This window comes from Mycobacterium marinum (assembly GCF_003391395.1).
Taxonomy (GTDB): Bacteria; Actinomycetota; Actinomycetes; order Mycobacteriales; family Mycobacteriaceae; genus Mycobacterium; species Mycobacterium marinum.
In genome coordinates this window covers 3020996-3042818 of record NZ_CP024190.1, presented here as the reverse complement: position 1 = coordinate 3042818, position 21823 = coordinate 3020996, and the positions used below count along the sequence as shown (strand labels likewise).

Genomic DNA, 21823 nt, shown 5'->3' with positions numbered 1-21823 from the left:
TCCCGGCATGCTAGTGCTCGCATTCCGCCGCCACGCGGGCACCACACAGCAGCCACGAAATCCAGCCAACAGATTCGCTCAGCGGCCTCCGTGTGCCAGGATCCGCACGGATACCCGAAATTCGCCGAACACCGGTTTGCCAATGACTACGACGAAATCCCCACCAAACCGTGCCTAGCCGTATCCGGGCACTAGCAGCACGAACCCGGCATATTTGCGCTAACGGTTTGATCGATCGGCCGAGTTCGGAGATCCTCTACGAGCTGAGGTTGAGCACCACGCTGATGAGGAGTCGCTATGGTGGGTCTGGCGGAGATTGCGCTGAACACGGCGCCCATATTCGGTGGCGCACTGCTTGCCGTTTCGGCTGGTCAATTCAAGCGACCCGACTATCGGGCGACGATCAAGCAGGACATGGACCTGCTGGATCGGCTTCCACCGGATGCCACCGAGCGGCGCGCGGATCTGCAGCGCACGATCGATTCACGCATCGATGACCTGGTCAGCGCCACCGATAGGAGCCGCGCGCTGCGCCAGGCGGCCGCTTCCTACCAGGGCAACTGGAGAGATGTTGTGCTCCTGTTGTGTGTGGTGCTCTTCACCTTCGTCTGGTGGGGCGTTAGTCATAGTCGAGCCAATTGGCTACCGACATTCATCGCGCTGATCGTGCTTTCTTGTGTAGCGGCGGTCTACGCGGGACGCGGTGTGTTTCGGGCCATAACCTCGCTGACGGCACGTGGGCAAGACCAAACCTGACGTGCGGGCGGATCGCCATCGGTCACCGCGATGGTGCCTTCAGTACCCGCGGCTGCCAAAGGTTTCCAGCATCTCGAGCGCCGCGTCGATCCCGGGCTGGATCGTCGGCCCGTAGTGGCTGACCAGTTGTGCGAGCGCGCGGGCGATGTGCGGACCGACCGCCCCCGCGGCCAGCACCTGCTCGGCCAATACGATGCCGTTGACCAGATGAGATGCGCTCAGCCGGCCATCCGAGGTGACCTCGTAGCGCCAGTCACCGATCAAGATTCGTTCCGGTTCCGATCGAAAGAATCCGCGCCGGGCCGGGGTGAGAACGACCCCCGGAACTGCGCAAAAGACCTTGACCACCATCCCGACTCCCCCCGGGCCGGCCAACGCTGCCCCCACGGCATCGCTGACCCGTTGCTGGTCGTACCCGGTCATCAACCACTCATCGGCAGAACGAATGACGGCGTGATGCTCTGCGGTTCGCCGCTGCGACGCACTGCCGTTCCGGCCACATAGAACTCCACCGTGTGATGTCCCCACGCATAGTTGGAGATGGCGAAGTGCACACCCACGACTCCGGAGGCGCCGTCCCGTTCCGCCTCGGCCTGCATCCGAGACATCGCAAGTTCGCGGGCCTGGTAGCTGCCCTGAGTCCATTGCGGCATCTCGACGTTGCGCCCAACCTGACTCAGCGTCTTCAAGAATCCTTGGACCGCAATGTGGAACACGCAATTGCCCATCACGAATGCCACGGGCGCGAATCCCGAACGCAGCAGGGTCGTCAGGTCCTGGCCGGACAGATGGCTGGTAAACGCTTGTCCGTTGGGACGCCGAAAGGCCCCGGGCTTGGCGGTGTAGCGGACAGCGGTGCCGACGGCGATGAATTCGAGATGTTGTCCTTCACCCTGATGGCGCCAGTCCAGTCGGACCCCGACAATTCCGTCCGCGCCCAACGCATCGGCTTCGGCCTGCATCCGCGACATCGCGTTCCAGCGGGCGCGATAGGTCGCGTCGGTCAGCACCGGCAGCTCCGATTGCTGTCTGATGCCGGTGAACTGGTAGCCAACGTGGTAGACCGAAACGCCCATCACGAGTTCGATCGGTTCAAACCCCGCCCCGTGCAGGAGGGCGAACTCGTTGATCGACAAGTCAGAGGTGAAGACCTTTGCAGCGTGGGACAGCCGCTCCTTGGCGACTGGGTCGAGCTGGTTGGGTTGCATCGTCAAATACCCTCCTGCGGTCCCGGACAGCGTAGCCGCAGCGGCGCATCGCAGACGCGTTATCTGCGACTTGGACGAGGGTGTCGGTGAGTGCTTACCGCCACCGGCCGGATGCAGGCCGGTCAGTTATCGAATCGGCGACCGATCAGACGTCGACAAGGTCGCTGTCTGCGCACCGGACGTCGCGACATTCGAGCAGTTCTTTCAACGCATCCGGGAATCCGTCGGCAAGTCCCCACAGGTCAGGGACCAGGTCCGGGCAGGAGATGAGGCCAATTCCCAGTTCACCGTTGAGCGACATGACGGTGATGTTGAGTCCAGCACCCCCCAGGATCGGGCCGAGCGGACACATCGCGTCGACCCTGCAACCCAAGAAGTACAACTGAGTCTGCGGGCCTGGCACATTCGACAGGATCAAGTTGTAGGCGGGACTGCGGGATATCGGAATGCGAGGCAGGATCGAGAACATGGTCGGGCCGCCGAACTGAGTCCAATCATGCAAGAGGGTAGGGCCCACCGCTGCGGTGTGATCTTTGGCGGCGGCATTCCCTTTGGCGATGGCACGAATGCGTTCCGCAGGATCGCCAATCTGACTTGCCACCCGGCAGAACATCCAAGTGGTTTGGTTACGTCCGGGCCGGTCGGACTTCTCGTGCACTGATACCGGCACGGTCGCGACCAGTGGCGTATCGGGCAGTTCACCGCGCTCCAGCAGGAACCGGCGCAAGACCCCCGCACATAGCGCCACCACCACGTCGTTGACGGTCACGCCGAAACGCTGCTTTACCCGCTTCACGTCGCGCATGTCGAGCTGAGTGAACGCGACGTTGCGATGCCGAGTGACGTTGCCGTTGAACGGCGTCGGTGGGGCCGAGAACGGTGCGGCCATGGTGCGGCCTTCGCGAGCGCGTAGCACCGTCTGAGCCAGCGTCCGGATCGTTGCCGGCACCACCGTGGCCAGCCGTAGCGGCCGCAGCGCAAACCCCATCAGTCCGCTCGTGGCGATCTGCAATGGATGCCCAGGGCCGGCACCGCGGGCCGGCAGGGGTACCGGCCCATCGGCCTGAAAGCTGCACAAGTGGGCGAGCAGGTTGGCTCCGCCAACCCCATCGACCACCGCGTGGTGAACCTTGAGCATCACCGTCACCGAGTCATTCCGGGCTCCGCCTTCGATCACCCACATCTCCCACAGGGGACGATCCCGGTCCAGCGCAAGTCCCGCGATATGGCCACACATCTCGGCTAGTTCGCGACGGCCTCCGGGCGCTGGCAGCCCGACCCTGTGTACATGGCGGCGCAGCTCAAAGCCTTCGTCGTCCACCCACACCGGGTGATCGAGGTTGAGCTGGGTATCGGCGAGCTTCATCCGAAACTCCGGCACCGCTTGTAGGTGTCTGGCCAGGGCCGCATGAAACCGCTTGTACCGGTATCCGCCCGGCATGGTCGAAGTGTCCAGCTCCAGCACGCAACACACGTTCATTGGTTGCGCTGGAGTCTCCAGATAAAGGAAAAACGCATCAAGTCCGCTCAATCGTTCCATGGCCGCCCCGCCCGACTAGAGTGATTCACATCTTCCGCCCCGGATATGCTTGTACGCGCAGACGCTGGGAAGCGTGCAACTACGCTCCCGTACAAGACATTTGGAGTTGATTTCGTATCGGTGCGCGCCACATTGCGCGCCCCGTTTGGTGAGCACGACATGACGATCTTGCGGTGGCGCCCACCCATCCCGCTCATGCCCGCTGATTGGTCTTTCCCACACCGAGCTCGTAATAAACATCGCCTTGGGTCTTTGGCCGAAACCACCGGCGTGGCTCGGTGGGTGCAACCTTCGCCGATGGCCGGCTCCCGCGCGGCCACGCCCGCTAGTCCGTGTCGAGCGGCCGGGCGTTGATCATGGTGTGCAGGTCCTCGACCGGCCACTGCGGATCGGCCCGATGATCGCGCCAGCCCAGCACCTGTGGCGTCGGCCGGTCGAAGGTGCCAACGAATCCTCCTGAAGCAACGAAGATCTGACCCGTGATCCCGCTGGCCAGATCGCTGGCCAAATAGGCATACAGCGGCGCGACGAAATCGGCCGGCGGCGCATCGAGGGAGGCCTGCCTAGTCATCTCGTCGAGCAGTCCACGGCGATGGAGTTCGTTGATATGCGCTTCGTAGTCCGGGCCGCTGGACAGCCGCGTGCGCGCCCCGGGACAGATGACGTTGGCACGTACACCGCGCGCTTTCAGTTCTGCCGATATTGCCAGGGTCAGCCCGTTGACGGCCGCTTTGCCCGCGGGATATCCGCTGCCCCCGTAGTCGCCGAGGAACGCAACCGAACCCGTGTTGATGATCGATCCGTGTCCCTGAGCGGCCAGCACCGGCGCGGCGACCCGGCAGGTGTGGAATACGGTGCCCAGATGGGCTCGAAGCAGACCATCGAATTGAGCCGGACTGATGTTGAGGATCGAGGAGCCGGGCGGCTCGGCGATGCCCGCACAGTTGATCAAGGCGTCTAGTCGTCCGAAGCTGGTCATGCACCGATCGACCAGTGCATTTGCCGTGTCTTCGTGGTCCGCCGCGCCGGCGATACCGGTGGCGCGACCGCCCGCGGAGATAACCGCCTCGGTTGCGTCATGTACCGCGTCCGGCTCGCGTCCGCTGATCACCACGCCGGCACCGCGTCGGGCCAGCAGTTCGGCGACGGCGCGTCCGATGCCGCGGCTGCCGCCGACCACGACAACGCCCCGTCCGGCCAGGAGGTCTCGGTCGCTCATCGGTTCCCCGCAATCCGCTCAGTCCAGCGCCGGGCTGTCCATCCTCGAGGTGACGACTCGAGGAGTCGCCTGCTTCGCGTCGTGACTCGCGCTGAACCGGCAACGCCGGTTCTTGGCCACGTAGCAGGAATACTAAGAGCCCGACGGAAGCGCCTCGCCCGGGCTAGCTTGGGCAAGGCGCGGCACGCTGCCGTCGTCTCACACTTGAGCCTGGCGAACGGAGCTTGCCTTGAAGAACACCTCCACGTTGGCCGTCACCTTGACTGCGACGGTGACGCTTGCCGCAACCGCGCTGGTCGGCTGTAGCAGCAATACGGGGTCATCGCCGTCATCGTCGAGCCAGTCGAGCCCCTCGAATGCGAGCAGCGCAAGTTCGGCGGCCACCGCCGCGCCGACGGATCCGGCCGATTATGCCCGGCTGCTGATCCAGGCTTCAGAGATCGACGCGCCCGAGGCATTCACCGCTAGCCCGCCCGTGCGGAACCCGGATGGGCGCCCCGGCGTTTCCACGAGCTTCAGCAACGACGACCGTAGCCACGTCATCAATGACACCATCTGGATCCTGCCGGATCCCGCCGCCGCGACCAGTGCGCTCGATCAGCGCAAGAACGCCCTGGACGGCATCGTCACAGGAACCCCCGATCCGTTCGACGTCGGTGTTGGCGGGATCGCAATCACCGGGCTCTCACCGGACGGGACAAAGGGGGTGACGGTGCTGCTGTTCACCCAAGGTCGGGCGTTGGCCGAGCTGGAATTCGATGGGCCGGCCGAAATCCCGGCGCCACCCGAGTTCGTCACCGACGTGGGCCGCAAGCAAGATGCGGCGATCAAGAAGGGCCTCACCGGCTGAGCGGTCCCGATACCGCTCAGCGCGGGGTGGACACGGACCACCGGGCGCGCCCACCAACACCGCCGCCGTGCTCCCCCGCTCCCGATGGCGCGCTTTCGGCGTCGGCCCGAAAATCGTGAATTGCACTATCAAGGCGGCCATCCCGGGGTGAAGATATCCCTATGAGCGCACCGCGCGACGAACGGGACATCCCGCACTTTGTCTACGCGGAGCTGCCGATGGCTACCGACCGGGGGCGCGGATGGGCGGCCTTGCGCGACGCAGGCCCGGTGGTGATCGGCGATGGCTTCTATTACCTGACCAGACGCGCCGATGTGCTCGATGCGCTGCGCCATCCCGAGGTCTTCTCGTCCAAGCGTGCCTTCGACATATTGGGCAGTCCATTGCCGCTGGTACCACTTGCGTTCGATCCACCCGAGCACACTCGATTCCGGAAAGTCCTGCAACCGTTCTTCAGTCCACATGCGCTGGCCACCATGCTGCCGTCACTGCAAGCCCAGGCGATCGAGATCATCGACGCGATCGCCGCCGGAAGCCAGTGCGAGGTGATCGCGGAGCTGGCGATCCCGTATCCATCACAGGTGTTCCTGACGCTGTTCGGCCTTTCGCTGGCAGATCGGGACCGCTTGATCCGCTGGAAAGACGCCATCATCGCCCTGGGCCTGCTCGCCAGCCTGGACGACGCTGACCTGACTCCCGCACTCGAGCTCACGAGCTACCTTGTCGACGCCATTGCCGCCCACCGCCGGCATCCGGGTACCGACATTCTGTCTCAGGTGCTCCTCGGCGATGCCCCACTCGATGACAGCGAGGCACTCGGGCTCAGTTACGTCTTCGTCCTTGCCGGCCTGGACACCGTGACCTCCGCGATCGGGGCAGCGCTGCTCGAGCTGGCTCGGCGCCCGCAATTGCGCCGGCTACTTCGCGAAAACCCCAGCCAAATAGCAGTTTTCGTTGATGAAATCGTCCGACTCGAACCTCCCGCGCCGGTTGTTCCGCGCGTCACGACCCAAGAAGTCAACATCGCCGGCGCGAAGATTCCGGCGGGTTCGAGGGTGTGGTTGTGCCTGGGTGCGATCAATCGCGATGGCAGCGACGCCACCTCGGTCAATGATGTCGTCATGGACGGCAAGGTGCACAAGCACTGGGGCTTCGGTGGCGGCACCCACCGCTGTCTGGGCTCACACCTGGCGCGGATGGAGCTGAGCCTGGTGATAAGTGAATGGCTGCGCCGGATACCCCAGTTTGAATTGGCGTGCGGGTACACGCCCGAGATCGATTGGCCATCGGCAACTCTCGGCCTGTCGACGCTGCCGCTGCAGTTCACCTCATAGCTGAATCCGCCGATGACGACCCAGCGGGTGGTGTCGAAGAAGGAGAGCATCGATGAGTAGGCTGCTCACTGCCATGGCTGCGATCGCCGCCCTGCTCCTGTCGGCCGGCTGCGGCGGATCCAACTCACCATCGGCTGACGATGCATCCTCGACCGGGTCCGAGAGCCAGGCTGCGACGCCGGCCAGTTCCACCGAAGCCGCCGCAGCGGGCAAGGTGAATACCCGCTACGACGACGCCCAGACACCGGATGCGGAGCAAGGTCGAGGGCTCATGATGGACGCAGAGCTCTTGGAAGCGGTGGCGGCACAGGTCAACGACACGGTCGTGAGGAGGATGTCGCCGACCAGCTCTCGGCTTTCATGTTGCTGGCCCCCGGGGCAGACGGAACGCCCTATCCCAATGGCGTCCGCATCGCGGCCAACACGGCGCAGGACTGGAGGCTGAGCGCAAAAGAGGACGGCGATGCCAACGATCTCCCGTTCTGGGACGGGCATTCGATGGACATCACGCGGATGTACAACTGGGAGTGCTGGATCTACGGCTCGGATACGACAGCCAATGCCGGCATCGTTACTTCCGGCGATTTGCCGGAAGACCGCGCCGGCAATTGCGAGGACGAGTTCCAGAACATGTCGAAAGCGTGGCATCAGATGCTGGGCCCGCACCTGAAGAAGCCCAGCTGATCCGTCGTCCCCGGCACGACCCGAGTAGATTTCACGGACAATTCAGATGGCCGTCGGCTCCGCATCGTTGATCGCACACAAGGGCCGGTTTTTCTCACGGGTATGCGTGTGGTTCAGGTCGCCAACTTCTACGGACCACGTTCGGGTGGCCTGCGAACGGCGGTCGATCGGCTGGGCGCCGAATACTGCGCCAGCGGGCACGAGGTGTTTCTAATCGTGCCGGGGGCGCACGCCGGGCGACGTCGCTTGGACACCGGTGTCGTACGAATCAGCTTGCCCGCCAGGCTGATTCCGCTCACCGGAGGCTACCGCGCGGTGATGCCGGGACGGGTGCGGGAACTGTTGGGCGCGCTTGATCCCGACGCCGTGGAGGTCTCCGACCGGCTCACGCTGCGATCGCTGGGGTGCTGGGGTCGCGAGTGTGGGATCACGACGGTCATGATTTCCCATGAGCGCCTAGATCGGTTGGTGGGTCAGGTGCTTCCGCACCGCGCCGCGCAGCGGCTCGCCGACTTCGCAAACCGGCGTACCGCCGCCAACTACGACACCGTGGTGTGCACCACGGCGTTCGCCCGCGAAGAATTCGATCGCATCGGCGCGACCAACACCCTCACCGTGCCCCTGGGCGTGGACCTGCAGACCTTTCACCCGCGTCGGCGCTGCCCGCTGGTGCGCCAGCGTTTCGCCACACCCCGGCAGCTGCTGCTGATCCATTGCGGCCGGTTGTCAGTGGAAAAGCACGTCGATCGCAGCATCGGGGCACTGGCCGCGCTGTGTGATGCGGGCGTCGATGCACGGTTGGTCATCGTTGGAGAGGGCCCGCTTCGGGCCAGGCTGCAGCGCCAGGCGGCAGGGCTGCCCGTCGACTTCACCGGATTTGTCACCCAGCGCGACAACGTCGCCCAGCTCCTGGCCTCCGCCGATATCGCGTTGGCGCCCGGCCCGCACGAAACATTCGGGCTTGCCGCACTCGAGTCCTTGGCTTGTGGCACACCGGCCGTGGTGTCGCGCACCTCGGCCCTCAGCGAGATCATCACCACCGACAGCGGGGCATCGGCGGACAACGACCCCGCGGCGATCGCGGCCGCGGTTCGCACCATCGTCGGTTGGCCTGAGCGGCAACGCCGCAGCTCCGCCAGGCGCCGCGCCGAGATGTTCACTTGGCAGGTGGCCGCCGCCGGGATGCTAACCGCCCTGGACGCCGACGAACCCGGGTGCCGTGGCGGCGGGGACGCTGCCAGCCGCGCCTGCTGATGCCGCCGCCTGTGGCTGTGCCGAAATCAAACAGACGCACATCGCGGACAGCAAATGGGCGCCTAGCCCGTTGCTAGGCGCCCATTTTCGAAATTTGAAGCGTTGGTTGATCAGGTGCAGGGAATGCCGTGCGGTCCCCCAACCCAGTGGCCAGGAGGTGACTGCCACGGGCACACCTTCTTGATCTGGCCGGGCGGTACCTGGTGCCAGTTCGCCCAGTCGTCAACGTGCGGTCCCGGCGGGCCGGGTATCCGCGGTCCCGGGTTGGCCGATGCCATACCCGCGCCCAACCCGAGCGTGGTGGCGCCGAGCGCACCCGCAAGCGCAACTGTTCCAGCAAACTTCTTCACGTTCATTTCATAGCCTCCTTCCGGCCGGAATGTCGTGAATCATCCGATCGATCCACTCACGCGTCTGGTATCCAGCAGCTGCGTGTCTATTGGATCCGGCCTCAGAACCTGCGCAAGTATGAATATACCCGCGGTTTTGGGGCTCAACCCCACCGTTTCACCGGGACCGGGGTTTGTGGGGTCAGTCACAAACCACAGCAGTCGCAGCAATCGCAGATACCACATGACCGGGCGCAAGATCCGTGCTGCGACCGCGCCCCAGGTTCAGCTCGGATTGCGCAGCGGAAGGCCTGCGGCGCGGTAGATGGCATCGATGACCGTCATGTTCTGCACCGCGTCCTGCGGTGTCGTCTTGACCGCTTCGCCGCGCAGTATTGCCCCGGTGAAGGCGTCGAGTTGATACGCATACGAGGCCCGGCGGGGAAAGCGTTCCACCCTCCTGCCAATGGCCGACTGGACGGTGAGCCGATGGAAGAGCTGGGGCACAACGGGGTTCAGCACCCGGAGCTCGCCGCGGTCGCCAACCACCCGCGCGCTCATGTTCAACAGGTGCGACGACCACATCGAGCACTGGATTCGACCGGAATGGCCTGCCGGAAAACGCAACTCGGCTGTCATCGCACGGTCCACTTCCGAGTCGCGCCGTTTTGCTTGCGCTGAAACCACTTCCGGAGTGCCGCCGCCGAAGGTACGAGCCATGTGCACCGCGTAGCAGCCGGCGTCCATCGTCGCGCCTCCGGCCAGGGCGTAGTTGTAACGGATGTCGGAGAACTTTGGCAGCGGAAAACACATCGACGTCTCCACCCGCTGCAGCGTGCCCAGCTCCCCGGAGGCGATGATCTGCTCGATCCGCAGAGTCAGCGGATGGTAGCGGTAGTGGAAAGCCTCCATCACCACGCGATCGGTGGTCGCGGCCAACTGGGCGATCTCGCCGGCCTCGGCGGCATTGGCGGTGAACGGCTTCTCACACAGCACATGCTTGCCGGCGGTCAGCGCGGCTTGGGTCCACCTGCCATGCAGGCCGTTGGGCAGGGGGATGTAGACGGCATCGAGGGTTGGATCGGCGATGAGCGCCTCGTAGCTGCTGTGCACCCGGCTGATGCCGTGTTTGGCGGCAAAGGCCTGTGCGCGTAGGCCATCACGTGCGGCGACCGCGGCCACCACGGCTTCGACGTTGCCCTGAGCTGGTTTGACGAGCGCCTGCGGCGCTATCCGCGCCGCGCCCAGGATGCCGATCCGCAGTGGGCTCCCGTGTCCGGTCACGGACCGACGCTAGCACTTGCGCCGGCACCGCCGGTGTCACCTGATCAGTCGGTGCGGCCGCCCCGGCGAGCAAAGGCGGGTGCATGCTCGGGCCGGACCCCGACCCCGACAAAGTAGGCCGGGATCACCGACAGCCACGGCACCCGCTCGACCAGGCCGAGCAGGGCCGCCGGCGGGGTCGCGTCCTGGCCGCGGAGCAGCGGTCCCAGCAGCCGCCGGTGCAGTAACCGTTGCACGGCCTGGGTTATCACGGTCGGGATGACGCGGCGGCGGCGCACTGCCGCCAGGTCCCGACCGGTGACTCGGTGTCCTAGCAGTGGTTCGGCCAAGATGGTCGCTGCCGCGACCGCGTCCTGAACGGCAAGATTGATACCCACCCCACCCAGCGGCGACATCGCATGCGCGGCATCACCAATACACAGCAGCCCATCGATGTGCCAGCGTCGCAGCCTGTTCACCTTCACGTTGAGATGCTTGACATCGTCCATGGAGGCCAGCCCGGCCACGGACTCGGCCGCTTCGGGTAGCAGTGCGCCGATGTCGTGCCGGAATTCCTCGATCCCGCGCTCACGCAGCTTGGCGTCTGTCCCCTTGGGCCCGATGTAGGCGATCTGGAAATAGCCCTCACGTGGGATGACACCCAGCCCCTTGCCCGGCCCGAAACGCGGCAGGAACGAAAAGTCCGCATCACCTTCGCGCGGCAGCTTGAACCACCACACGTCGAAGTTCACCGGGTAGTCGCGCGCCTTGAGCCCGGCCGCCTGGCGGGCAATGGACCACCGCCCATCGCACGCCACGGTCAGGTCCGCCCGCAATTCACCGGGTCCCTCGGCGCCCTGATAGCGCACTCCGGTGACGCGGCCGCCTTCCTGCAGCAAACCGGTCACCTCGGTATTCATCCGAAGTGTGAAGCTCGACTCGGCTTGGGCGGCCTCGGCCAGCAGGTTCAACAGGTCCCACTGCGGCACCATCGCGACGTAGGGGTGCGGTTGGTTCAGCCGCCCGAAGTCGATATAGGTGACCGAACGCCCGTTCGTATCCAGCGTCGCTTTGCGAACTTCGCTGAAGGGCAGCTCAGCAAAGCGTTCCCACAAGCCCAACTCGTCGAGCAGCCGCATCGTGGTCGGATGCACCGTGTCACCGCGAAAGTCGCGCAGAAAGTCGCCGTGCTTTTCCAGCAACGTGACTTCTACACCCGCCCTGGCCAGCAGAAGCCCGAGAACCATCCCGGCTGGGCCGCCGCCGATTATCGCGCACGTGGTTTTCTCACCCATTTGCGGACAAGCATAAGGGGCGTCCAATGGCACGCCGGACCGGGCGGAGTTCATCGGCGCACAGCGGTCGAAACAATGCTCGAGTCCAAGACACCGTGCACGCCCGCAGCGGCAACATCCTCGATACCGCGCAACGCGAAATCATCCTGGCAGCAAGCGATCTGGCCGCTGGGCGGCAAAAGGCCGACACGCTGGGAACGCCCGCCACCCCGGCGACACGGTCAAGCCGATCACCGCCGAGCTCGAACACACCTGCCCCACAAGCCAACCGCAACAGACCCGCGCACAGCCCCGCAAGGAGAGGTCGGCGCCCACGATCACCAACAGCACCCGCACCCAATTCCGGTGCTGTGCCGGCGCTGGGGAGCAAGCACCTGACCAGGCCCCAGGTTCGCCGCAGGTGAAGTCCTAGTTGTTGTGACCTGACACGTTGTTGTCAGACAGCGAGTCGGCTGATTGGTGGTCGTCCGCCGAGGGCGGAGTGGCCTCGTCGAGTGTTGTAGCGGCGAAGGAATTGGTCAAGGCCGCGGCTACGTAGGGTGTTGTTGGTCCAGGGGCGGGCGTAGGCCCATTCGTTGATCAAGGTCCGGTTGAAACGTTCTGCTTTGCCGTTGGTCCAGGGACAGCCGGGCTTACTGAATCGGCGTTTAAGCTGCCAGGCCGAACAAACCCAGCCCCAGTCGGTGCCGTGTCGGTAGACCAACGCGTTGTCGGTCAGTAGCCGACGCACACGCACACTGTGGGCGGCGAACCAGGCCAGTGCCCGGTGAAGAAACCCAGCGCACGTCGGGTCCTTCTCGTCGGGGAGCACTTCGCTGTAGGCCAGCCGAGTGTAGTCATCGATGGCGGTGTGCACGTAGTCGTAGCCGATCTTGGTCTTCTTGTGCCGGTGGGCAACTGAGACCGCGGCGTCGCGGCCGTGCAGGCGCCATCCACCGCCTGGGGGGATGGCGCCAAGCTTCTTGACGTCGACATGAACCCCGGCTCCCGGGGTGGGGTATTCGTAGCGGTTGGGGCTGCGCCGCGATGAGCGCACCACCTCGCCGGTGATCGGGTCGATTGCACTCAGATGTGGCACCTGGTGGCGTGCCAGGATCCGTCCGACTGTCGAGGGATTCAGTTCGAGTTCGGCGGCGAGCACAACAGCGCCGCGCTTACGGCGTTGGCGGGTGGCGAGTACCTTCTGTTCGACCCGATGGCTCGTACGGTTGGGCATCCGGATCGGCCGCGACGAGCGGTCGGCCAGCGCGGCATCACCGCCCTCGGCATACCGGCGCAGCCACTTGTACACCGTTGCCCGCGAAATCCCCAGTTGCTCAGCCACATGCGCGGCCGGCCACCCGGCGGCGACGCGCTCAACGATCAACTGACGAGCGAACACATTGGTACGGGCGTTAGCGTGAGACACAAGGACCTCCTACGGGTGAATGCCAGACACATCCACTCCGTCAGGAGGTCCTCCCACTTTCAAGCAGGCACGCCGTTAACAACCTCCCAGGTCACGACACCTAGTCGGCGGGTAGCTCAAGGCCGGCAGGCGGCAACCTGCCCGAGACGAAGAAATCGTTGACGATTGTGCCTAGTGGCTCACCGGCGCGGCCGTAGGCGACGTGGCCGGCGCCAGCCCATTGCAAATATTGGCCGTGTTCGAGCGTCGCAGCCAGATCGCGGCCCCAATGCGGCGGTGTCGCTGGGTCACCAGCGACACCGATCACCAGCGTCGGCCCGGAGCCCGCAGCCGTCATCCGGTGCGGCGGCGCGGCGGCCCGCGTGGGCCAGACGGTGCAGGGCAGCACGGACCACGCGCGGCTGGCCCCGGTCAATGGGGCTTCACGTGACCAGGCGCGGGCTAACGCCGCAACGTCACCAACCTGGGTGGGCGTGGACAGGTCATGACACGCTACCGAGAGATAGGGCAGATCAGCGGGGTTAACCAGAAGTGCCGGTCCGTGCACGGCGGCGATGACCGGAGCCCAGTTCCCCCGACTGGCCTCGGCGAGCACTTCTCGCAGTACCGGCACCGACGTCTCCGGTTCGTAGGCCGCTGATTCGACGTAGTTGAGCAACCGCAAACCCGACAGCACACGTCCGTCTTCGCCCACGACGGGGCTTTCATCCAGTCTCTCGATCAACGCCTGGATGCGTTGAATTTCTGGGGCGTCGAACTGAGCCCGGATAGCGTGGTCAAAAGCAACAGCCTGATCGTGGCGCAGTGTGGCGTAGTCGTTGGCGGGATTCATGGCCGAATCGAGCACGATGCGGTGAGTGCGGCCGGGGAACATGTCGGCATACACCACCCCCAGGTAGGTGCCGTAGGAAAATCCGAAGTAGTCGATGCTCTCCACGTTCATCGCGACCCGCAGCGCCTCAAGGTCGCGTGCAACCTCTCGCGTCCCAACTAAACCCAGAACGCCTCCCCGCTGCGCGGCATCCACCAGCCGAGTTGTCCCCTCCAGACGACTCCGGCGCTGAGCCTCGGTGCGCGGAATGCTGGGTTGATTGCGGACGGCGGCGACGAGCTCATCGCCGGCCAACGCGATGGCCGGCCGGCTCGCGCCTACCCCGCGCGGATCGAAGGTGACGATGTCGAAATCTTGTCGTAGCCGGTCCCAAAAATTGCCGCTGTAAGCCATATCGTCGATGCCCGATATGCCGGGACCGCCCGGGTTGGTGACGATTACCCCCAGCTTGTGCGCTCCGGTTGCGGGCAGCCGAGCCACGGCGACCTGTGCCGTGGCAGATTCAGCAAGGTTCCAATCCAGCGGCACGTTGAGGATGGCGCATTGCATTCCGGCAGCGCCGTTGGCAGCGGCGCATGGAGACCATTCCGACAGTGCGGACGACTGGTCAGATCCGCCCGCCCAAGCGGCGGCCCAGCAGGTGCCCGCGGCAACAGACAGAACCGTCGCCGCCAGACCAAACCAGCGGTGCCATGTTGCTCTGCGTGGGCCAGCTTGGAGGCGGCACCAGAAAACCCATCGCGGCCGGGAACTGCCGGGGACTGCCGTCCCCGCGGCCTGCGGCTGGCCGGTGCCCTGCTCGCTAGCGCAATCGATGCCAGCGCCTTCGATACCGCCGCTCATCGCGATCGACGCGCCCCCCGCACCGCGCCCTCCATCGTTGTTGTTACCGCCGCCGGTGGCAGCAATTGCGTAGGTCCCTGCGGTGCCCTGCACGGTCGAGCCGCACCCGCCGGCCACGCCCTGATCACGGTCGCCGCACATCGCTTGAGCTGTGCGACCGCCGTTGCCACAATATAGGCCTCGGTCCACGCGTGTCCGGCATCCAAGACGCCGTTGCCGACCAACAGGTCAGGGCTTGCTCGATTGGCCGCCGGCACCTCGGTACTCCAATGTCAGGGCGCCTGTCCGCGGTCGCGACCATGTGGCAAGCTGGTCTCGGTTCGACTGGTCACCACGAAGCGAAGTGTCGTGCGTTGCCCGAATAGGTGCGCCCTGGGAAATCTACCGAGACCATCCTGGCGATGGAGAAGAAGCGTCTGTGCCCGCTGCAGATCCGTTCGATTCACAGCACTGCCATCGGCGAACACCTGCTGACCGCCCTGCGCGGGATGATTGCAGCCCAGCTGATCGTCGATAAGCGACACGCCCGCCAGTTGCCCCAACCCACAACGAATACGGATCCTGATCAATGACAGAGACGATTCAGGCCCTGCTGCAACAGCGCATGTCCGACTCCAGCATTGCCGTGAAATATCATGATCTGCAATGGACTTGGCGCGAGTATCTGGCGGAGGCCGCCGCGCGCGCGGCCGGATTGATCGCCGCCGCCGACCCGGACCGCCCGCTACATATCGGGTCCTTGCTGGGCAACACGCCCGAAATGCTGACCCAGATGGCCGCGGCCGGGCTGGGTGGCTATGTGCTCTGCGGTCTGAACACCACCAGGCGCGGCGAGGCACTGGCCGCCGACATCAGGCGCGCCGAATGCCAGATCATCGTGACCGATGCCGAGAATCGCTCGCTGCTGGATGGTTTGGACCTCGCGGATGTAGAGATCTTCGATACCTCGACACCTCGGTGGGCAGAGCTGGTTGGCGGTGCCGGTTCGCTGGTCCCCCACCGCAAAGTCGAAATGATGGATCCGTTCATGATGATCTTCACGTCGGGTACCAGCGGCAACCCTAAGGCGGTACAGGTTTCACACCTGATGCCCACATTCGCCGGCCGCAGCCTGACCGAACGGTTCGGGCTGTCGGCTCACGACACCTGCTATGTGTCCATGCCCCTTTTTCATTCCAATGCGGTGGTCGCTGGATGGGCACCCGCGGTGGTCTCGGGCGCGGCGATCGCACCGGCGAAGTTCTCGGCGACCGGCTTCCTGGACGACATTCGCCGCTATCAGGCAACCTATATGAACTACGTCGGCAAGCCACTGGCCTACATCCTTGCCACGCCCGAACGCGACGACGACGCCGAGAATCCGCTGCGCGTGGCTTTTGGCAACGAGGCCAATGAGAAAGACATCGAAGAGTTCTCGCGACGTTTCGCAGTCCAGGTCGAGGACGGCTTCGGCTCGACCGAGAATGCCGTCATCGTGATCCGTGAACCGGGCACGCCGCCGGGCTCGATCGGCAAGGGTGTCGACGGTGTCGCCGTGTACAACAGCGACTCCGTCACCGAGTGCGCCGTGGCACGCTTCGATGAGTACGGAGCGCTGGCCAACGCCGACGAAGCGGTGGGCGAATTGGTCAACACCATGGGATCGGGCTTTTTCACCGGTTATTACAACGATCCCGGCGCCAACGCCGAGCGTATGCGCCATGGCATGTACTGGTCCGGAGACCTCGCCTACCGAGACTCACAGGGCTGGATCTATCTCGCCGGCCGCACCGCCGACTGGATGCGGGTAGACGGCGAAAACCTTGCGGCAGCCCCGATCGAACGAATTCTGTTGCGGCACAATGCGGTAAACCGAGTCGCGGTATATGCGGTCCCAGATGCCCGGGTTGGCGATCAGGTGATGGCCGCCTTCGTGCCGCACCGGGACCAGCAGTTCACCCCCGAATCGCTTGAAGCGTTTCTGCGCGCGCAACCCGACCTGTCCGCCAAAGCCTGGCCGCGATACGTCCGGATCGCCGCAGATCTGCCCAGCACCGCCACCCACAAGGTGCTCAAGCGACAGCTGATCGCCGAAGGGACAGCCATCGGCCCGGACGAGGCGCTGTGGGTGCGGGAGCAGCGCGGCACCCGGTACCGAATAGCCTCCGACGAGAGCCGCTAGCGCGGCGCCCGGGCCGGCCGGTAGCTATCCATCTATCTCCCCGGCGATGCCGCGTTCGATGCTGGCTCTGGTAGTGCCAGGCAAGACCATGAGACCGTCGAGTTCATTGCAGGCCAAGTCGTATGCCCGCGAGCGTTCTTGGGCGGTGGCGGAGCTATCCGCGGCCACCCGCAGCAGGCTCTGGGCACGAGCCAGCCGCTGTTGACCTTCTCGGGAGAAATCACTTCTACGCCGGCGCATCGCCTCGGCTTCGGCGGCGTTGAACGCGGTGACGTAGTTCTGCACCGCATCGAAATACTCTTTGGCCGCATCGCGGTCGTCCAGCAGATCTTCGGCCCGCATTGGACGGTGAAAGTCCGCCGCCAACTTCGCCTTGTGAAAACGGGTCGTGATCGGGTCCCGCATGTCGGTCATCACCGGGAAATCAAGGAGCTTGGCCACGTCGAGTTCATAGTCCAACCAGCGCGTGTTCGTTTCGTCGTGAGCGTCGATCGCGCGTCGTATCGCCCGCCATTGGGCCGGTTTGCTTCCGGGCAGGGCGTCGTCGGGCTGGCCAACCGCGCGATCCTGCGGGGCGTGATCGACCGCTCCATCCCCCGACCTCCTGTTGAGCGACGAGATCGCCCGGATGCCCGCATAGATCAGCCCGACGATGGGCGCAATCAGCACCAGCAACTCGACCAACCGAAACAGCAGCCCCACCCAAGCCAGGATGCCATCACCGGCGGGGATAGTCAGCGCCGCCGCGCGCCCCCTTCGGGCTAGCGCTTGTGCAGCTGGCCGGCGGCGATCTCGTCGGCCGCCTTGGCCGCGATCCCCCCGGCCAGCCGCGAGGCGATCTCGGGGGCATTGGCGGCAAAGCGCGCCAGCGCCCGCTGGCGTAGCGGCGCCACGGTGACCTCGCCGCGATTGCGCTCGATCGCGGTGACCACGGCGGCACCGACCTGATCGGGCGTGCCGGTACCGATCAGCGGCGGAGCGGTCGCACCGGAGTCCGCGAACATGCCCGCGCCACTGATCGCCCCGGGACTCACCACCGAGACGCCGACCCCAGCCGGGCGCAGATCGTCACGCAGGCACAGCGCGAAACCGCGGATGCCGAATTTCGTCGCCGCGTACAGCGACGCACGCGCGGTGGCCGTCTTGCCGGAAATGGACGAGACGAAGACGAAATGCCCGGACCCTCGTTGGGTGAACGCCGGGATCAGTTCGCGGGTCATCTGGACCGGTATCTCTAGGTTGACCCGCAACGCGCGATCCACCTGCTCGGCGGTGAAGGTTTCCAGTTTCCCGGACGCTGGCAGGGCTGCGTTGGCGACCAGAACGTCGATCTCCCCCGCCTCGGCGAGCAGGGCCAGCGCGGCACCCGGTTCGGCGAGGTCGCTGACGATCGAGCGATGATTGCGTCCCGGAAGCGATGCCGCGAGCTGGTCGAGCTCCGCGGGCTTGCGCGAGCTCAGGATCAGCTCCGCACCGCGGTCGGCCAGTGACGAGGCGATCGCCCGTCCGAGACCGCCCGTGGCGCCGGTAACCAGAACAGTCTTGCCGGATAGTTCCATGGGGACGACGGTAGCCGACGCTGCCCGTTGCCTTCGATCCGACGTGACACCGCCGCACCGGTGCCCGAGGTCGGCCGCCGCGCACCGAGGCATCGACCGGCGCTTTGAGACCGGCCGAGAACCACACTGCGGGAGTAGGTTTGGGGCGTGCGGGGGCGCCGGCGCGCGCACTCACCGAGCGGGCATTGGACCGCACCCCCGCCCGGGGCTGGCCATGGATGACTGGCCGTACGCATCTTGATGTCAATGGCCTTCTTCGATTGTGGCCACGCACCGTCCGCCGTACCCGCGGGGCCCGCGCGGTTGACCGGCATGCCGTTCCACGATTCCGACGATGTCATTCGGGCCGCCCTCGCCGAGGCCAGCGCTCCGGCGCTGCTGATGTCGATGGTGCACATGACCGGCAATTTGGGCTTGCTCGACGAACTTCCGGGCCCGTCGATGCTGATCGCCATGGACATCCAGGGCGGCATGAGCGAAGAGGACAAACAGACCGTCCGCGAGCGTGCCTTCGAGGTGGTGCGCGACCACCGTGACCGTGGCTGCCCGGCGCCGTTCCTCCCGAACCGGGTCCAGCTGCAGACCATGCTCGACGTGGCGTCGGCCGGTCAGGTTACCGACGAATTCATCGACTACATTGCCGCGGATCTACGGATCTCAGACGCGGACCAGGATGGCCCGCCGCTGCGGTCCAGTCCAAGTCAACGCAGTGGTTTCCCAGTCTTGGTCATCGGTTGTGGCGAAGCGGGGCTACTGGCCGGAATCAAACTCAAGCAAGCCGGTCTGCCGTTTGTGATCATCGAGAAGCAGGCTGGGGTCGGGGGCACGTGGCGGGCCAACCGATATCCGGGCTGCCGCGTGGACATCGCGAACCATTACTACGCGTACTCGTTCGAGCCTAACGACCATTGGTCGCATTCCTACTCCGAGCAGCCCGAGATCCTGCACTACCTCAATGACGTGGTCCAGCGCTACGAGATCACCCCGCATGTCAGATTCAACACCGAAGTTGTCAGCGCCGCTTGGCAAGACGAATCGGATAGCTGGGCGGTGCGGATCCGCGGCCACGACGGCAGCGCCGAGGTGCTCAGCGCACGCGCGGTCATCTGCGCGGTCGGCCAGTTCAGCAATCCGGTGATCCCGGACATCAAGGGCGGCAAGGATTTCGCGGGTCCGTCGTTTCACACCGCCGATTGGGAGGAGGGCGTTGAGCTCGCCAGCAAGCGGGTCGCGGTGATCGGAGCCGGCGCCAGCGGCTTTCAGCTGGTACCCGCCATCGCCGACATCACCGAACGGGTCGACGTCTACCAGCGCACCGCGCAATGGATGGCGCCCAACATCAACTACCACGCGGCCGTCAGCGATCCGGTCAAATGGGCGGTGCGCCATCTCCCCTACTACGACAGGTGGCTGCGATTCGTGACCTGGTGGCCGATCGCCGACGGTGCAGCGCACCTGACGGTTATCGACCCGGACTGGGAGAACGGCGGCTTGTCGGTCAGTGCCGCCAATCACCAAGTCCGCGAGCTGTTTATCGCCTGGATGCGGACCTTCACCGATGATGAACGGCTGCTGGCGAAGGTTACGCCGAACTATCCGCCGATGGGCAAACGTACCCTGCAGGACAACGGAACATGGCTCAAAACCTTGCAGCGTGACGATGTCGAGCTCATCCGCGAGGGCGTTGCCGAGATCACCGCCCACGGGGTGATCACCCGCGACGGTGTGCACCGGCCGGCCGACGTCTTGATCTGGGCCACCGGATTCGACGTCAACCATCAGCTGGGGCCCATCCGCGTTCGGGGCTTGGACGGCATTGAGCTCAACGACCTGTGGGGCGACGCCGCCTACGCCTATCTCGGCATCAGCGTGCCCGGTTTCCCCAACTTCTATTGCATGTACGGCCCGGGTACCAACGCCGTCAACGGCGCCAGCATCATCTACAACTCCGAGTGCCAGATGCGCTACATCCTGGGCTGTATCGACATGGTGCTGTCCGAGGGGGCTCGCTACGCGGTGCTGCGAGACGGGGTGTGTAGTGACTACAACCAGCGCAGCCAGCGGCAGCTCAAGACCATGGTCTATACCCACCCTGCGGTGTGCAGCAGCTACTACAAGAACGCGGCGGGTGATGCGCCCACCCTGTTCGCCTGGCGCATCCTGGACTATTGGAACTGGACCAACCGCCCCGACCGCAACCACTACGAGTTTCGGCGCTAGGGGGCCTGAGGCTGGTCGCTGACGCTGGCGTGCAGGTGCGTTCGCAGGAACTGGCACTGACTGGCGAAGAACCCCAATGACACCGGCGCATTCGGCGCCAACAGATCGAATGCGTGGAAGGCACCGTCGGCGATCTGCTCATGGACCTCGACACCCGCGTCGCGCAGGCGCGCGGCATAGTCGAGGCATTCCTGATGAAACAGGTCCAGCGTTCCGACGCCGATCCAGGCCGGCGGCAGATTCGACAGGTCGGCACGTCGCGCCGGTGCGGCCGTGCTGGGGTCTGCCCCGGCCAGATACAACTGCCACGCCTGTTGGTTGTCCCGCTCGCTCCACATGATGCGCTTGTGGCCGTTCGGACCGGAGCCGGTGCGGTCGTCGAGCATGGGGTACACCAACATCTGCAGCACCGGTTCCACATGACCGCGGTCGCAGGCCAGCTGAACCAGCGTGGCCGCGAAAAGACCGCCGGCACTGGCACCGGCCACCGCGATCCGCGACGGATCGACCCACGGCTGCTGGCGCAGCCACAGCAACGCCGCATAACAGTCCTCGACGGGGGTCGGATAGGGGTGCTCGGGCGCCAACCGGTAGTCCACCGCGGCCACCGCGACGCCCGCCAGATGAGACAACTTGCGGCAGTACTGATCCTCCTGAGCGGCGCTGCCCATGACCGTTCCGCCGCCATGGATCCAGAGCAGGGCCGGGCCCGGATCCGGCAATCCGGCTGGCCGGTGCAATCGCACGCTGACCGCGTCGTTGACGGCCACCACCGGCACATCGCGCAGACGTCCGGTAATCCCAGCCAGCTTCATCAGCGCACGTGGCAGCTTGAGGCCGCGATGCAACCCATAGCCTCGCGGCAGGATCCGGGAGATCGCCCGCAAGGCGGGGTCGATTGCGTCGGGCTTGGTGAAGGCCGGCGGACCATCGGAACGGGCTTGCATGCACCATACGATCGCACATCGAGGTGTCCGCATGGGCCTACACCGGTACCGGCGGCGGCCCGGGCGACCCTAGCGGCCGTCGGCGGACATGCCCGCTACCCAAGGCCATCTGAATTAATGA

20 protein-coding genes and 1 pseudogene are annotated in these 21823 nt (G+C 65.2%); 8 read left to right on the top strand and 13 right to left on the bottom strand.

Translation table 11 applies throughout. From position 1 onward, the window contains the following. Window positions 1-297: 297 nt before the first annotated feature. On the top strand, window positions 298-756 hold the full coding sequence (locus CCUG20998_RS12740; RefSeq protein ID WP_020728914.1) for a hypothetical protein: 459 nt from the start codon (window positions 298-300) through the stop codon (window positions 754-756). 39 nt (window positions 757-795) lie between these two features. On the opposite strand, the gene CCUG20998_RS12735 is transcribed toward CCUG20998_RS12740, so the two are convergent. The 5 genes from CCUG20998_RS12735 to CCUG20998_RS28425 all read right to left on the bottom strand — a co-directional run bounded on the left by CCUG20998_RS12735 (window position 796) and on the right by CCUG20998_RS28425 (window position 5107). Beyond that, entirely contained in the window at window positions 796-1179 is a 384-nt protein-coding gene (locus CCUG20998_RS12735) for a DUF5073 family protein (RefSeq protein WP_020728913.1), read from the bottom strand. After that, the gene (locus tag CCUG20998_RS12730) at window positions 1179-1964 is read right to left on the bottom strand and encodes a heavy metal-binding domain-containing protein (protein WP_012394357.1); all 786 of its coding nucleotides are present in this window, start codon (window positions 1962-1964) and stop codon (window positions 1179-1181) included. Before CCUG20998_RS12730 ends, CCUG20998_RS12735 begins: the two co-directional genes overlap by 1 nt. 145 nt (window positions 1965-2109) lie before the next feature. Continuing rightward, a complete protein-coding gene (locus tag CCUG20998_RS12725; RefSeq protein ID WP_020728912.1) occupies window positions 2110-3504 on the bottom strand; it encodes a WS/DGAT/MGAT family O-acyltransferase in 1395 nt (464 codons plus the stop codon). A 325-nt stretch (window positions 3505-3829) separates the two neighbouring features. Beyond that, window positions 3830-4723, bottom strand: coding sequence for an SDR family NAD(P)-dependent oxidoreductase (locus CCUG20998_RS12720; RefSeq protein ID WP_020728911.1), 894 nt, complete (start codon window positions 4721-4723; stop codon window positions 3830-3832). A 198-nt stretch (window positions 4724-4921) separates the two neighbouring features. Further along, the gene (locus CCUG20998_RS28425) at window positions 4922-5107 is read right to left on the bottom strand and encodes a hypothetical protein (RefSeq protein WP_020728910.1); all 186 of its coding nucleotides are present in this window, start codon (window positions 5105-5107) and stop codon (window positions 4922-4924) included. Here CCUG20998_RS28425 and CCUG20998_RS12710 point away from each other — a divergent pair. The 4 genes and pseudogenes from CCUG20998_RS12710 to CCUG20998_RS12695 all read left to right on the top strand — a co-directional run bounded on the left by CCUG20998_RS12710 (window position 5016) and on the right by CCUG20998_RS12695 (window position 8845). Next, a complete protein-coding gene (locus CCUG20998_RS12710; RefSeq protein ID WP_099052714.1) occupies window positions 5016-5573 on the top strand; it encodes a hypothetical protein in 558 nt (185 codons plus the stop codon). The two genes, CCUG20998_RS28425 and CCUG20998_RS12710, sit on opposite strands and share 92 nt — an antisense overlap. 161 nt (window positions 5574-5734) lie before the next feature. Next, window positions 5735-6907, top strand: a complete 1173-nt coding sequence (locus CCUG20998_RS12705) for a cytochrome P450 (RefSeq protein WP_020728908.1) — start codon at window positions 5735-5737, stop codon at window positions 6905-6907. A 52-nt stretch (window positions 6908-6959) separates the two neighbouring features. Continuing rightward, window positions 6960-7591: pseudogene (locus tag CCUG20998_RS12700) on the top strand (DUF4344 domain-containing metallopeptidase). A 102-nt stretch (window positions 7592-7693) separates the two neighbouring features. Beyond that, complete coding sequence (locus CCUG20998_RS12695) at window positions 7694-8845, top strand: glycosyltransferase (protein WP_020728905.1); 1152 nt, start codon at window positions 7694-7696, stop codon at window positions 8843-8845. 110 nt (window positions 8846-8955) lie between these two features. Here CCUG20998_RS12695 and CCUG20998_RS12690 read toward each other — a convergent pair whose 3' ends face one another. From CCUG20998_RS12690 to CCUG20998_RS12665, 5 genes are all read right to left on the bottom strand, one after another. Continuing rightward, on the bottom strand, window positions 8956-9201 hold the full coding sequence (locus CCUG20998_RS12690) for a hypothetical protein (RefSeq protein WP_020728904.1): 246 nt from the start codon (window positions 9199-9201) through the stop codon (window positions 8956-8958). A gap of 258 nt (window positions 9202-9459) precedes the next feature. Further along, entirely contained in the window at window positions 9460-10458 is a 999-nt protein-coding gene (locus tag CCUG20998_RS12685) for a Gfo/Idh/MocA family protein (RefSeq protein WP_020728903.1), read from the bottom strand. Window positions 10459-10502: 44 nt separating this feature from the next. Further along, window positions 10503-11732, bottom strand: a complete 1230-nt coding sequence (locus tag CCUG20998_RS12680) for an FAD-dependent oxidoreductase (protein WP_116269110.1) — start codon at window positions 11730-11732, stop codon at window positions 10503-10505. 436 nt (window positions 11733-12168) lie between these two features. Further along, window positions 12169-13140, bottom strand: coding sequence for an IS481 family transposase (locus tag CCUG20998_RS12670; RefSeq protein ID WP_116269109.1), 972 nt, complete (start codon window positions 13138-13140; stop codon window positions 12169-12171). Window positions 13141-13240: 100 nt separating this feature from the next. After that, a complete protein-coding gene (locus CCUG20998_RS12665; RefSeq protein ID WP_231389670.1) occupies window positions 13241-14956 on the bottom strand; it encodes an alpha/beta fold hydrolase in 1716 nt (571 codons plus the stop codon). A gap of 260 nt (window positions 14957-15216) precedes the next feature. Here CCUG20998_RS12665 and CCUG20998_RS27640 point away from each other — a divergent pair, with 260 nt between their 5' ends. Then, window positions 15217-15387 carry a hypothetical protein gene (locus CCUG20998_RS27640; protein ID WP_020728900.1) on the top strand — a complete coding sequence of 57 codons (171 nt, stop codon included), beginning with the start codon at window positions 15217-15219 and terminating at the stop codon, window positions 15385-15387. Then, entirely contained in the window at window positions 15384-16976 is a 1593-nt protein-coding gene (fadD1, locus tag CCUG20998_RS12655; RefSeq protein ID WP_020728899.1) for a fatty-acid--CoA ligase FadD1, read from the top strand. Before CCUG20998_RS27640 ends, fadD1 begins: the two co-directional genes overlap by 4 nt. 24 nt (window positions 16977-17000) lie before the next feature. Here fadD1 and CCUG20998_RS12650 read toward each other — a convergent pair whose 3' ends face one another. Both CCUG20998_RS12650 and CCUG20998_RS12645 read right to left on the bottom strand, forming a co-directional pair. Beyond that, complete coding sequence (locus CCUG20998_RS12650; RefSeq protein WP_020728898.1) at window positions 17001-17678, bottom strand: hypothetical protein; 678 nt, start codon at window positions 17676-17678, stop codon at window positions 17001-17003. A gap of 59 nt (window positions 17679-17737) precedes the next feature. Then, window positions 17738-18535 carry an SDR family NAD(P)-dependent oxidoreductase gene (locus CCUG20998_RS12645; RefSeq protein WP_012394345.1) on the bottom strand — a complete coding sequence of 266 codons (798 nt, stop codon included), beginning with the start codon at window positions 18533-18535 and terminating at the stop codon, window positions 17738-17740. A 246-nt stretch (window positions 18536-18781) separates the two neighbouring features. Between CCUG20998_RS12645 and CCUG20998_RS12640 the strand changes: the two genes are divergently transcribed. Then, window positions 18782-20755, top strand: coding sequence for a flavin-containing monooxygenase (locus CCUG20998_RS12640; RefSeq protein ID WP_020728897.1), 1974 nt, complete (start codon window positions 18782-18784; stop codon window positions 20753-20755). Here the strand turns inward: CCUG20998_RS12640 and CCUG20998_RS12635 are convergent. Continuing rightward, window positions 20752-21702, bottom strand: coding sequence for an alpha/beta hydrolase (locus CCUG20998_RS12635; protein ID WP_020728896.1), 951 nt, complete (start codon window positions 21700-21702; stop codon window positions 20752-20754). The genes CCUG20998_RS12640 and CCUG20998_RS12635 overlap by 4 nt on opposite strands. Between the last annotated feature and the right edge of the window lie 121 nt (window positions 21703-21823).

Coding starts and splice junctions, on each gene's coding strand:
- CCUG20998_RS12720 (WP_020728911.1), bottom strand. CDS start 4,723: ATGAGCGACCGAGACCTCCTGGCCGGACGGGGCGTTGTCGTGGTCGGC.
- CCUG20998_RS12640 (WP_020728897.1), top strand. CDS start 18,782: ATGGCCTTCTTCGATTGTGGCCACGCACCGTCCGCCGTACCCGCGGGG.
- CCUG20998_RS12690 (WP_020728904.1), bottom strand. CDS start 9,201: ATGAACGTGAAGAAGTTTGCTGGAACAGTTGCGCTTGCGGGTGCGCTC.
- CCUG20998_RS12735 (WP_020728913.1), bottom strand. CDS start 1,179: ATGACCGGGTACGACCAGCAACGGGTCAGCGATGCCGTGGGGGCAGCG.
- CCUG20998_RS27640 (WP_020728900.1), top strand. CDS start 15,217: ATGGAGAAGAAGCGTCTGTGCCCGCTGCAGATCCGTTCGATTCACAGC.
- CCUG20998_RS12730 (WP_012394357.1), bottom strand. CDS start 1,964: ATGCAACCCAACCAGCTCGACCCAGTCGCCAAGGAGCGGCTGTCCCAC.
- CCUG20998_RS12665 (WP_231389670.1), bottom strand. CDS start 14,956: ATGTGCGGCGACCGTGATCAGGGCGTGGCCGGCGGGTGCGGCTCGACC.
- CCUG20998_RS12635 (WP_020728896.1), bottom strand. CDS start 21,702: ATGCAAGCCCGTTCCGATGGTCCGCCGGCCTTCACCAAGCCCGACGCA.
- CCUG20998_RS12740 (WP_020728914.1), top strand. CDS start 298: ATGGTGGGTCTGGCGGAGATTGCGCTGAACACGGCGCCCATATTCGGT.
- CCUG20998_RS12725 (WP_020728912.1), bottom strand. CDS start 3,504: ATGGAACGATTGAGCGGACTTGATGCGTTTTTCCTTTATCTGGAGACT.
- CCUG20998_RS12645 (WP_012394345.1), bottom strand. CDS start 18,535: ATGGAACTATCCGGCAAGACTGTTCTGGTTACCGGCGCCACGGGCGGT.
- fadD1 (WP_020728899.1), top strand. CDS start 15,384: ATGACAGAGACGATTCAGGCCCTGCTGCAACAGCGCATGTCCGACTCC.
- CCUG20998_RS12705 (WP_020728908.1), top strand. CDS start 5,735: ATGAGCGCACCGCGCGACGAACGGGACATCCCGCACTTTGTCTACGCG.
- CCUG20998_RS12695 (WP_020728905.1), top strand. CDS start 7,694: ATGCGTGTGGTTCAGGTCGCCAACTTCTACGGACCACGTTCGGGTGGC.
- CCUG20998_RS12680 (WP_116269110.1), bottom strand. CDS start 11,732: ATGGGTGAGAAAACCACGTGCGCGATAATCGGCGGCGGCCCAGCCGGG.